Origin of the sequence: Corynebacterium sp. zg-331 (genome assembly GCF_014267345.1) — a bacterium.
In the GTDB taxonomy this organism is placed as follows: Bacteria; Actinomycetota; Actinomycetes; order Mycobacteriales; family Mycobacteriaceae; genus Corynebacterium.
In genome coordinates this window covers 56981-68522 of sequence record NZ_JACMYD010000004.1, presented here as the reverse complement: position 1 = coordinate 68522, position 11542 = coordinate 56981, and the positions used below count along the sequence as shown (strand labels likewise).

General features: G+C 64.8%; 11 protein-coding genes. 6 read left to right on the top strand and 5 right to left on the bottom strand.

What is annotated here, in order from left to right; all coding sequences use genetic code 11:
* Positions 1-166 precede the first annotated feature (166 nt).
* Entirely contained in the window at positions 167-3871 is a 3705-nt protein-coding gene (locus H7347_RS06185) for a multifunctional oxoglutarate decarboxylase/oxoglutarate dehydrogenase thiamine pyrophosphate-binding subunit/dihydrolipoyllysine-residue succinyltransferase subunit (protein ID WP_186337321.1), read from the top strand.
* A 74-nt stretch (positions 3872-3945) separates the two neighbouring features.
* On the opposite strand, the gene H7347_RS06180 is transcribed toward H7347_RS06185, so the two are convergent.
* Both H7347_RS06180 and H7347_RS06175 read right to left on the bottom strand, forming a co-directional pair.
* Positions 3946-4665 carry a hypothetical protein gene (locus tag H7347_RS06180; RefSeq protein WP_152822318.1) on the bottom strand — a complete coding sequence of 240 codons (720 nt, stop codon included), beginning with the start codon at positions 4663-4665 and terminating at the stop codon, positions 3946-3948.
* 23 nt (positions 4666-4688) lie between these two features.
* On the bottom strand, positions 4689-5183 hold the full coding sequence (locus tag H7347_RS06175; RefSeq protein WP_152822316.1) for a general stress protein: 495 nt from the start codon (positions 5181-5183) through the stop codon (positions 4689-4691).
* A 103-nt stretch (positions 5184-5286) separates the two neighbouring features.
* On the opposite strand from H7347_RS06175, the gene H7347_RS06170 reads away from it, so the two are divergent.
* Genes H7347_RS06170 through H7347_RS06160 form a run of 3 tightly spaced genes read left to right on the top strand, consistent with a single transcriptional unit; the run spans position 5287 to position 8337 of the window.
* Positions 5287-6570: a magnesium transporter MgtE N-terminal domain-containing protein gene (locus H7347_RS06170; RefSeq protein ID WP_152822314.1), complete on the top strand. Its 1284-nt coding sequence runs from the start codon at positions 5287-5289 to the stop codon at positions 6568-6570.
* Between the two features lie 39 nt (positions 6571-6609).
* Positions 6610-7179 carry a DUF1003 domain-containing protein gene (locus H7347_RS06165; protein WP_152822312.1) on the top strand — a complete coding sequence of 190 codons (570 nt, stop codon included), beginning with the start codon at positions 6610-6612 and terminating at the stop codon, positions 7177-7179.
* A gap of 21 nt (positions 7180-7200) precedes the next feature.
* Positions 7201-8337, top strand: a complete 1137-nt coding sequence (locus H7347_RS06160; protein WP_152822310.1) for an Mrp/NBP35 family ATP-binding protein — start codon at positions 7201-7203, stop codon at positions 8335-8337.
* Positions 8338-8347: 10 nt separating this feature from the next.
* On the opposite strand, the gene tatB is transcribed toward H7347_RS06160, so the two are convergent.
* From tatB to sigE, 3 genes are read right to left on the bottom strand one after another with little or no spacing between them, the layout of a single operon-like run.
* Positions 8348-8812 (bottom strand): Sec-independent protein translocase subunit TatB, encoded by a 465-nt coding sequence (gene tatB / locus H7347_RS06155; protein WP_186337337.1) that lies wholly within the window; start codon positions 8810-8812, stop codon positions 8348-8350.
* Positions 8813-8829: 17 nt separating this feature from the next.
* The gene (locus H7347_RS06150) at positions 8830-9240 is read right to left on the bottom strand and encodes an anti-sigma factor (RefSeq protein WP_227659040.1); all 411 of its coding nucleotides are present in this window, start codon (positions 9238-9240) and stop codon (positions 8830-8832) included.
* Between the two features lie 29 nt (positions 9241-9269).
* Complete coding sequence (gene sigE / locus H7347_RS06145; RefSeq protein ID WP_370513931.1) at positions 9270-9911, bottom strand: RNA polymerase sigma factor SigE; 642 nt, start codon at positions 9909-9911, stop codon at positions 9270-9272.
* A 127-nt stretch (positions 9912-10038) separates the two neighbouring features.
* Here sigE and H7347_RS06140 point away from each other — a divergent pair, with 127 nt between their 5' ends.
* Positions 10039-10716, top strand: coding sequence for a class I SAM-dependent methyltransferase (locus tag H7347_RS06140; protein WP_186337320.1), 678 nt, complete (start codon positions 10039-10041; stop codon positions 10714-10716).
* 55 nt (positions 10717-10771) lie between these two features.
* On the top strand, positions 10772-11512 hold the full coding sequence (gene budA, locus H7347_RS06135; RefSeq protein WP_152822302.1) for an acetolactate decarboxylase: 741 nt from the start codon (positions 10772-10774) through the stop codon (positions 11510-11512).
* The last annotated feature ends 30 nt before the right edge of the window (positions 11513-11542 follow it).

Genomic DNA, 11542 nt, shown 5'->3' with positions numbered 1-11542 from the left:
ACCTAAAATAGTCCGCGACCGATCCCCACTTTTGGGGGTAGGATCCCCCTCCATGACGTGGGACTAACCGGGGGTTGCCCCAGACGTTTTCGAAGATGATTACAGTAGACGGTTAAAGTCGAGTACGCGAGTACAACCCATCAATGAAATGAGGCGAGTAACTGCCGTGAGCAGCGCTAGCAACTTCGGCCAGAATCAGTGGCTGGTTGATCAGATGTACCAGCAGTGGCAGAAGGACCCGCAGTCCGTGGATCAAGAATGGCGCGATCTCTTCGCCCAGCAGGGGACCACCCCCTCCGCCGCCCCGGCACCGTCCCGTGCAGCGGCCCCGGCCACCACCGGCGATAAGGGCGCTACCACCGATGCCCCCTCGACCACGGCCTCGGCATCCCCCGGCCCGCGCAGCGGCTCCCCGGATCGCCCCAAGCCGGTGCGCACCAAGCCCGCTTCCCCGCTCGCGGACATGAAGGACCTCCCCGAGCCCGGGGCCGCGCAGCTCAAGGGTACGTTTAAGGCGATCGCCAAGAACATGGAGGAATCGCTGACGATTCCCACGGCCACCACGGTGCGCGATATGCCCGCCCGGCTGATGTTCGAGAACCGCGCCATTATCAACGATCACCTGCGCCGCACCAGCGGCGGCAAGATCTCCTTCACCCACATCATCGGCTGGGCCCTCGTCAAGGCCACCCAGATTCATCCCTCGATGAACGTGCGCTACGAGCTCAACGAATCCGGTAAGCCCACCGTGGTCAATCCCGAGCACATTAACCTAGGCCTGGCCATCGACCTTCCCCAAAAGGATGGCGCGCGCGCGCTGGTGGTAGCCGCCATCAAGGCAACGGAAAAAATGGACTTCCGCGGCTTCGTGGAGGCCTACGAGGACATCGTGGCGCGCTCGCGCAAGAACAAGCTCACGATGGACGACTTCCAGGGCGTAACCATCTCCCTGACCAACCCCGGTGGCATCGGCACCCGCCACTCCATTCCCCGCCTGACCAAGGGGCAGGGCACCATCATCGGCGTGGGCGCCATGGACTATCCCGCGGAGTTCGCCGGGGCCTCCACCGACCGCCTGGCCGAGCTCGGCGTGGGCAAACTCGTCACCATCACCTCCACCTACGATCACCGGGTGATCCAGGGCGCGGAGTCCGGGGAGTTTCTGCGCGAGATGTCCCGTCTGCTCGTCGACGACGAGTTCTACGACGAGATCTTCCGGGACATGGGCATCCCCTACGCCCCGATGCGCTGGGCTCAGGACGTGCCCAACCAGGGCATCGATAAGAACACCCGCGTCATTCAGCTCATCGAGGCCTACCGCTCGCGCGGGCACCTCATCGCAGACACCAACCCGCTGCACTGGCAGCAGCCGGGCCTACCGGTGCCGGATCATAGCGATCTCAACATCGAATCCCACGGCCTGACCATCTGGGATCTGGATCGTCGCTTTCACGTCGGCGGCTTCGGCGGCAAGGAGACCATGACCCTGCGCGAGGTGCTCTCGCGCCTGCGCGCCGCCTACACCCTGAAGGTGGGCTCCGAGTACATGCACATCATGGACAAGGACGAGCGCCACTGGCTCCAGGATCGCCTGGAGGCCGGTATGCCCAAGCCCACCACCGCGGAGCAAAAGTACATCCTGCAGAAGCTCAATGCGGCCGAAGCCTTTGAGAACTTCCTGCAAACCAAGTATGTGGGCCAAAAGCGCTTCTCTCTGGAGGGCGCCGAATCCCTCATCCCGCTCATGGACGCCTCCATCGACACCGCCGCGGGACAGGGGCTCGATGAAGTGGTCATCGGCATGCCGCACCGCGGCCGCCTCAACGTGCTCTTCAACATCGTGGGCAAGCCCCTGGCCCAGATCTTTAACGAGTTCGAGGGCAACATGCAGCAGGGCCAGACCGGAGGGTCCGGCGACGTGAAGTATCACCTTGGTGCCGAGGGCGAGCACATCCAGATGTTCGGCGACGGCGAGATCAAGGTCACCCTCACCGCCAACCCCTCTCACCTGGAGGCCGTGGATCCCGTGATGGAGGGGATCGCCCGCGCCAAGCAAGACATTCTGGACAAGGGCGAGGAGGGCTACTCCGTCATGCCGCTCATGCTGCACGGCGACGCCTCCTTCGCGGGTCTCGGCATCGTCCAGGAAACGCTCAACCTCGCGCAGCTGCGTGGATACACCGTGGGCGGCACCGTGCACGTGGTGGTCAATAACCAGATCGGCTTTACCACCACCCCGGATTCCAGCCGTTCCTCGTACTACTCCACGGATTTGGCCAAGGCCTACGACTGCCCGGTATTCCACGTCAACGGCGACGATCCCGAGGCCGTGGTGTGGGTGGGCAACCTGGCCACGGAATACCGGCGCCGCTTCGGTAAGGACGTGTTCATCGATCTGATCTGCTACCGGCGCCGCGGGCACAACGAGGCCGACGATCCCTCGATGACTCAGCCCACCATGTACGCGCAGATCGATAACCGCCCCTCCGTGCGCGCCCAGTACACCGAGGATCTCATCGGCCGTGGCGACCTCAACACCAAGGAGGCCGAGGCCGCCGCGCGCGACTTCCACGACCAGATGGAGTCCGTGTTCAACGAGGTCAAGGAAGGCGAAAAGAAGGGTGCCCAGGAGCAGACCGGCATCACCGCCTCCCAGCAGCTCACCCGAGGCCTGGATACCTCCATCACCCGTTCCGAGCTGGTGGAGATCGGCGAGGCCTACGCCAAGCCCGCCGAGGGCTTTGAGTTCCACCGTCGCGTGAAGAAGGTGGCCGAGCAGCGCGCGGCCTCCGTGCGCGAGGGCGGCATCGATTGGGGCTGGGCCGAACTCATCGCCTTGGCCTCCCTGGCGAACTCCGGCAGGCTGGTGCGCCTGGCCGGCGAGGATTCCCGCCGCGGCACCTTTACCCAGCGCCACGCCGTGCTCTTTGATCCCCACACCGGCCGGGAGTCCAATCCCCTGGCTGAGTTGGCCGCGAGCAAGGGCCGCGGGGGCCGATTCCTTGTGTATAATTCCGCTCTCACTGAGTACGCCGGCATGGGCTTCGAGTACGGCTACTCCGTGGGCAACCCGGACGCCGTGGTGGCCTGGGAGGCGCAATTCGGCGACTTCGCCAATGGCGCTCAAACCATCATCGACGAATACGTTTCCTCCGGCGAGGCCAAGTGGGGCCAGCTTTCCTCCATGATCCTGCTGCTACCCCACGGCTACGAGGGCCAGGGCCCGGATCACTCCTCCGCCCGCATCGAGCGCTTCCTGCAGCTGGCCGCCGAGGGGTCGATGACCATCGCGCAGCCCTCCACGCCCGCCAACTACTTCCACCTCCTGCGCCGGCACGCGCTGGGGACCATGAAGCGCCCGCTGGTGGTGTTTACCCCGAAGTCGATGCTGCGCAACAAGGCTGCGGTCTCCGCCCCGGAGGAGTTCACCGAGGTCACCTCCTTTAGCTCGGTGATCAACGACCCCACCAAGATCGATCGGTCCGGCGCGGTGGTGGGCGATACCGAGAAGGTGCGCACCATCCTGTTGGTTTCCGGCAAGCTCTACTGGGAGCTGGAGAAGCGCCGCGCCAAGGAAGGTCGCGAGGACGTGGCGATCGTGCGCGTCGAGATGCTGCACCCGATCCCCTTCAACCGGCTGCGCGAGGCATTCGCGTGCTACCCGAACGCCGAGGAGATCGTGTTCTGCCAGGATGAGCCGGCCAACCAGGGTCCGTGGCCCTTCCTCCACGAGCACCTGCCGGAGTTGATCCCGGACCTCCTGCCGATGCGCCGCGTGTCTCGGCGAGCACAGTCCTCCACGGCCACGGGCATCGCCAAGGTGCACCAGGCCGAGCAGGAGCAGCTCCTGAACGAGGTCTTTAGCCGATAGCACTAGGCCGCACCGCGCGGGGTGGATGGGGCAGCATCGCCCCTCCGCCCCGCGTTTTTCTTGGGACGCCGCGCCTAGATCGTGGCGTTCTCCCGGTACCACCGCTCCGCGGTGGCCGCCACGTCGCCGGATTCCACCGCGTCTTCTACCAGGGTTTCCACATCGTGCGTGGTGATCAGGCGCGTGAGGCGATTCATTTCTTTAAAGCCCTCGCGCCCCACGCTCAGCTTGCGAAACACCGGCAGAATATTCCGCGGGAGTGCGTCCCGCCGCCCGGTGCTCACCGCGCAGCCCTGCGCCGGGGAGGGATCGGGCACCCCGTATTCGTATCCCAGGGTTCCCATCACCGTCTCGTAGGTGAGCTCCATCGCCTCCTGGGAATCCAGGTCGGTGTCCGCGAGTTCCCGGTTTAGCTCCTCGGCCTGGTGCGGCGAGGATTCCCCCAGCAGCACGCCGGTGCACCCCACCACCATGTCTACCCCGGGGTCGCGCAGCCATTCCAGCATCTCCTCGCCTCGTCCCGGCCGGGTCTCCACCGTGGAAACCACGTTTTCCTCGGCCATTGCCAGACGATACAGGTGCGCGAGCGCCTGCTGCTCGATGGAATCACTCGCCGCCACGATGTGTACCACCCTGGGTGTCTCCTCCTGTGCATCGGGGTTCTCCGGCTCCGCGGCCGAGCAGGAGGCACACAGCAGCGCCGTGGCGGATATCCACGCCGTCTGCCGAAGCTGCGCGCGGAGACGACGGTGCGACCGGGGACGGCGGGGGGCACGGGTGACGCGGCGATCCATGCCGCGTAGTGTACCCGGCGCGGTTAGTCGGTCCGCGGCGCGGCGCCGATGTTCATCTGGGCGATCGCGTCGCGCGCCTGGGGCGCGAGCTGCGGATCGCAAAGAATGTCGTAGCGCCCCGCCACGATGGTGGTGGCGGAGGTAAAATCCCGCTGGCCTCGGCTCATGGCGTAGGGCACCGCCGCCATGATGACGCCGAAAAAGGCACCGATCACGATACCGGTGAGGATGGGAGAGAGGAAGTTCGCCTCAAAGATCCCCAAAAGCAGTCCGATAAAGACGCCCATCCAAGCGCCAGACATCGCCCCACCACCGAGCACGCGGCCCCAGCTAAGTCGGCCGGTCACAGATTCGACCTCCATGAGATCCACGCCCACGATGGTGAGTTTATTCACGGGGAAATTGTTATCGGAAAGGGTATCCACGGCTCGTTGCGCCTGGGCGTAGCTCTCAAAGCTGCCCACGGGCCAACCGGAGGGACGTTGCCGAGAAGGAAAGGGTGATGAAGGTTTCGTCATCGGGGAAGTTCCTTGCTGTTTATCTTTTAGTCGTTCGAGATTGGTAACGCCTCAGTGCAGACAAAAGTTCCCCCGCCACGCTCCTGCGGTAGAATCCGCGTGTATGAGTGCAGTCACCCGCGTGTATTCCGGCAGGCTCTCCGGCATGGTGGTGCGCGGCCCGGACATGGATGCTATCGGTCGGGTGCGTGACGTCGTGGTCACCATTCGCCCGGAGGGCCACGCCTCTCGGGCCCTGGGCCTGGTGGTAGAGCTGGTCACCAAGCGCAGGATTTTCGTCCCTATGCTGCGCATCGCGGCCATCGAGCCCGGCGATATCACCTTGGCCACCGGCTCGGTCTCCATGCGCTCTTTCCAGCCGCGTACGGGGGAACTCACCGTGATGGGCGATCTGGTGGGATCCAAGGTACACACGGACGAACCGGAGCTGGAGCACCTGCACGGACGGGCAGTAGAAATCGCGGACGTAGAGCTGGAGCGCACCCGCACCCGCGACTGGGTCCTCTCGCGCGTGGCCGTGTTCGGGGCGCGGCAGGGATTCCGTTCCCGGGAACTTTTCACGGTGGACTGGCAGTACGTGCACGGCATCACCGCCGCCGGGGTGGGCCGCTCCGATAATCTGGCCGATACCATCGCCTCCTTCAAGGACATGCGCCCGGCGGACGTGGCCAATTACCTGCACTCCTTGCCCACCACGCAGCGTAATCAACTCGCCAACGAGCTCGACGACGACCGCCTGGCCGACGTCCTCCAGGAACTCCCCGATGAGCGCCAGGCCGAGCTCTTAGAAACGCTCGACATCGAGCGGGCCGCCGACGTCCTGGAGGAAATGGATCCCGACGACGCCGCCGACATCCTCCAGGAACTCCCCGATAACACCGCCGAGGTACTGCTCGAGCTGATGGATCCGGAGGAGTCCGCCCCGGTGCGTCGCCTGATGAGCTTTTCCCCAGATACCGTGGGCGCACTCATGACCCCGGAGCCGCTGATCTTAAGTCCGCAGACCACCGTGGCCGAGGCCCTGGCCCTGGCCCGCAATCCCGAGCTACCCACCTCCCTGGCCTCCCTGATCTTCGTGGTGCGCCCGCCCACGGCCACCCCCACCGGACGCTACCTGGGATGCGTTCACCTGCAAAAGCTGCTGCGCGAGCCCCCATCCACGCTGATCTCGGGCATCCTAGATCCCGACTTGCCCCCGCTGTACGCCGATGACGACCAGGAGACCGCCGCACGGTATTTTGCTACCTATAACCTGGTGTGCGGCCCGGTGATCGACGAGGACCATCATCTGCTCGGTGCTGTGGCCGTGGACGACCTGCTGGATCACCTGCTGCCGGAGAACTGGCGCGAGCACAACCTGCGCCCCGATCACCGCGCCTCATCGTAGATCCACCTCACCGCCCAACGCCCCAAGGAGAGACGCATCATGGCCGAGCGCGAGCGCATTCATGTCCTCGATACCCCGATGGCGCCGTCGAAGCGCAAACTCATTAATATCAACGACGACGCCGTGGGGGCGATGGCGGAAAAAGTCGCTCGCTTTTTCGGCACGGGTAAATACCTCATGTGGCAGACCGTGATCGTGGTCGTCTGGATCGCTCTCAATATCGGCGGATTTTGGTGGAATTGGGACGCCTATCCCTTCATCCTTTTGAACCTAGCTTTTTCCACCCAGGCCGCCTACGCCGCACCGCTTATTCTTTTGGCGCAAAACCGCCAGGAGGATCGCGATAAGATCACGCTCAATAACGACCGCCGCCGGGCAGAGCAGACCAAGGCCGATACCGAGTTCCTGGCCCGGGAACTCGCCGGTGTGCGCCTGGCCGTGGGCGATATGGTCTCGCGCGATTACCTGCGCCACGAGCTCGAAGACGTGCATACCCTGTTAGAACGCATCGAGGCCAAGCTGGACGACGCCGCGGCCCAGGCAATGGACTCCCCCGCCGATCTGCGCGAACCGACCCAAGGCGATCTCAGCGAGGAGTCCCGCCCCTAGCGGGGAGTAAGGTGATACGTGATGTCTACCGCGAGCGAATCCGATGTACGCAAGGCCCTCTCCCGGGTGGAGGATCCGGAGCTAGGCAAGCCGATTACCGAGCTTGGCATGGTCAAATCCATCGCCATCGACGGCGCCGAGGTAACCGTGGAAATCTACCTCACCATCGCCGGGTGCCCCATGCGCGATACCCTGCAAACCAATACCCGCGCGGCAGTGGCCGAGCTGCCGGGTGTGGAATCCGTGGTGGTCACCACGGACGTGATGAGCGACGAACAACGCCGCCAACTGCGCACCTCCCTGCGTGGGGCGGGAAGCGAACCCGTGATCCCCTTTGCTCAGCCGGAATCCACCACGCGGGTCTTTGCGGTGGCCTCCGGTAAGGGAGGGGTGGGCAAGTCCTCCGTCACGGTCAATCTCGCCGCCGGCCTGGCCGCCCGGGGGCTGCGCGTGGGCATCGTGGACGCCGATATTTACGGTCACTCAGTGCCGCACCTGATGGGATCGGATCAGGCCCCCACGGTGATGGAAGAGGACATGATCCTGCCGCCCATCGCCCACGGGGTAAAATTCATTTCCATCGGCCAGTTCGTGGAGGGCAACGCCCCGGTGGTGTGGCGCGGCCCCATGCTGCACCGAGCCATCCAGCAGTTCCTTAGCGATGTGTTCTGGGGCGATCTCGACGTACTGTTGCTCGATCTTCCCCCTGGCACGGGCGACGTGGCCATTTCCGTGGCGCAGCTGGTGCCCAACGCGGAACTGCTCATCGTGACCACCCCGCAGGCCGCGGCCTCGGAGGTGGCGGAACGGGCGGGGTCGATCAGTCAGCAGACCCGGCAGCGGGTGGCCGGAGTGATCGAGAACATGTCCGCGATGGTGCTGCCCGACGGCACCGCGATGGAGGTTTTTGGCTCCGGCGGCGGGCAGAAGGTAGCCACCAGGTTGAGCACCCTCACCGGGGCCACGGTGCCGTTGCTCGGTCAGATCCCCCTCGACCCGGCCCTGCGCGTGCACGGGGATACCGGCACGCCGGTAGTGCTGAGCGAGCCGGATTCGCCTTCGGGACGGGCCTGCGCGCAGCTGGCGGAGAAACTCGCGGTACGCCGCCACTCCCTGGCCGGGCGGCCCCTGGGGCTGGGAGTGACGCGCACCCCGTGACTCGCTGGCCTCACATGATATCGGCCCAATGAAACTCCCCGGCGCCGGGGGCCGGAGGGCGAGGCGCAACGGCGGACCGCTCCCGTGGGGACGGCGTCGGTGTTGTTGCGGCCGAACCGGATGGGGAGGCGTGCTTGCGCCGATGCGCCTGCCCGACAGTGTCCTGAGCCATGATCTTTTTGGGATCGAAGGAATCCATGAACTCCTCGTCCCCGTCGAAGAGGGCCTTAGTTAGGGCCGCCCGCGGCCCCATGCGCTGCCACTTGGCCACCTCGGAAAGGGGTTTGCGCAGCTCCTCGAATTCCTCGCCAAGATCCCCGTTGAGTTCCTCCTTGGCATTATGAATAGCCTTGCGTGCCGCATAGATCGCGGCGCGCACATCCTGGACGAGTCTCGGCAGCCGCTCCGGGCCGATCACGATGAGCCCCAGGATCAAGACGGTAAAGACCTCGGACCAACCAATACTTGATAGCAACACTCAACCCTTCCGCTTCAGCGCGGACCAGTATTTTTGCGCATGGTACGTACGAATACCTCCAGCTTATCCAGCATCGTCTCCGGCCGCGGCGTCGGCACCGCCTCCGCACCGGGGCCCGGGGCGCAGGCCCCCTTGGCGATATCGTGCAGCCGCCCCAGCAGCTCACTGGGCGGGCGAACATCCGGGGTCCAGTTGGCCTCGTGGAGGGCCTCGGCGGCGAGGCGCTGTCGATGCACCTCACTACGGCATTCGCCGCACTGCACGAGGTGAACACGGGCGCGATGCAAGGCGGTGGCACCCAGCTCACCGTCGACAAAGGCCGCAACCACCTCCGGATTGAGATGATCCACCGAGGCAAACACCCGGGGACGCCTCCCATGCGGCCGTCCCCCGCGCTGCTCCCGCTCGTGCGTATCAAAGCTCATGGTGCCCAACGCTACCCCTCAACGCTCACCTAGCGCTGCGCTGCTGGCAGCAGCAACCGCGCATCCTCGCTGCCCTTTGCCGCAGTCTCCAAGCTTGCGCGCAGCTGGGAACGCCCCCGATGAATCCGAGAACGCACCGTACCCATCTTGACTCCCAGGGTGTCGGCGATCTCCTCGTAGGTCATGCCCACCACATCGCATAGCACCACGGCCACGCGGAAGTCCGGGACCAATCGATCCAGGGCCTCCTGAAGCACCGGGTTGAGGTGATTGACGTGATAAGCCTGCTCGGGGGTCATGTCGGTGCCCGGCACTCGCTCGTAGTCCTCCGGCAGGGCCTCCATGCGGATCTTATTGCGGTGGCGCACCATGTCGAGGAAGAGATTAGTGGTGATCCGATGCAGCCAACCCCGGAAGGTTCCCGGCTGATAGTTCTTCAGGGAGCGGAACACGCGCATAAAGGTCTCTTGAGTAAGGTCCTCGGCATCGTGCCGATCGCCGCTGAGGCGATAGGCCAGGCGATAGACGCTATCCGCGTGTTCGGCCACCAGCTGGCTCCAGGAGGGCATGTCGCCCGTTCCCGCGTCGAACGCGGCGGTGCCCGTCAGCGCTTCCGTCTCCCCCGTGGCCTCGACGGCGATTATGGCGTCATCATCGCGTTGCGGCATCATCATGTGCTCTATCATGCCAAGTCGATCTCCTAAAGGCCATAGAGCCGCCGTAGAGATCGCTGTGAAGCATAGCCCACGTCCGCGTGCCCTTCCCCATGCCCCGATTCTGCGGCATAGACTAAAGCGCGTGACTGAAACAGCCTTCGATTCCCTCCGAGATTTCATCAACGCGCTCCCCACCGCCCGCAACGAGGGCCAGGAAGCGGGCATTGATGAGGTCATCGCCGCCGCGCGCCGCGACGCCGAGGAATACGGGTTGCACGCTCCGGACCACCTCACAGGGATGGTGTTGAGCACGCTGACGGCCTCCGGAAACACGGAGAAATCGACGGGGGCCATCGCGCTGACCCCGGCCCTGGCCGTGGTGGGCCTCTACTTGCTGCGCGGTATGCCCCACCAGGGCACGGTCACCTGCATCGACCCCGAGGCCGAGCACCAGCGCCAGGCCAAGGAGGCCTTTCGGGCGGCCGGCTTCGCCCCCGCGCGCGGCAGATTCCTGCCCTCGCGCCCCCTGGATGTGCTCTCCCGCATGGCCCCGACGAGCTATCAGCTCGTCTATGCCGAGGTCGATCCGGTGGATCTGCGCGCGGTGATCGACGCTGCCTGGCCTCTGCTCGTGCCCGGCGGCACGCTCGTGCTCGCGGACGCGTTGCTCGATGCCACGGTGGGCGATGCTTCCCGCAAGGATCAAGCCACCGTCGCCGCCCGTGCCGCCCAGGCACACCTGGATTCCCTGGGCGATCGCGCCCTGGTCGCCCACCTGCCCTTCGGCGCCGGGATGACACTCGTGACGCGACTTTCTTAGCATTCCTCGCCCGGGCTCGTGCAGGAATCCTCCGGCGTGACTATCCTCGGGCGACATGGGAACGGAAAGACACTTCCCCACGCAGCGGCATACGATTTTCCACAACTCGCTCATGACGGCCCTTCTGGACGGCATTTACGACGGCGAAATGACCGTGGGCGAACTACTCGGCCACGGCAACTTTGGTATCGGCACTTTCGATGCCCTCGACGGGGAGATGATCGTGCTCGACGGGGTGTGCTACCAGGTGCGCGGCGACGGCAGCGCGCGGCGAGCCGACCTCGATCAGCGATCACCCTTTACCGTCATGACCAATTTTGTTCCCCACATCACCGCCACCCCACCGCCGGGTTTATGCCGCTCGGAACTCGCCGGTTTCATCGATGAGCTGCAGCCCAGTGAGAATTATATGTACGCAGTACGCATTAGCGGGGTCTTCAACGAGGTCACGGTGCGCACCGTAACCAGGCAGTCTAAGCCGTACCGACCCATGGTCGAGGCCACCGGTGACGACTCCGAACTGTGTTTCCGCAACGTCGAGGGGGTCATCGGCGGTTTTCGCACCCCGGTGTATGAAAAAGGCATCGGAGTGCCCGGCTGCCACGTGCATTTCATCGATGCTCAGCGCGGCAGCGGCGGGCATGTTTTGGATTTCACCCTGGCCTCCGGAGAAGTGGAGCTATGCTCCGGCACGGATCTTGCTCTGCGACTCCCGCTGACCACCGACTTCTCCCAGGCCGCCCTCGCCCCGGACGATCTAGACCAGCAGATTCACACCACCGAGATCAAGAAATAACCGGATTACCACCCGATCAACGAAAGGCGC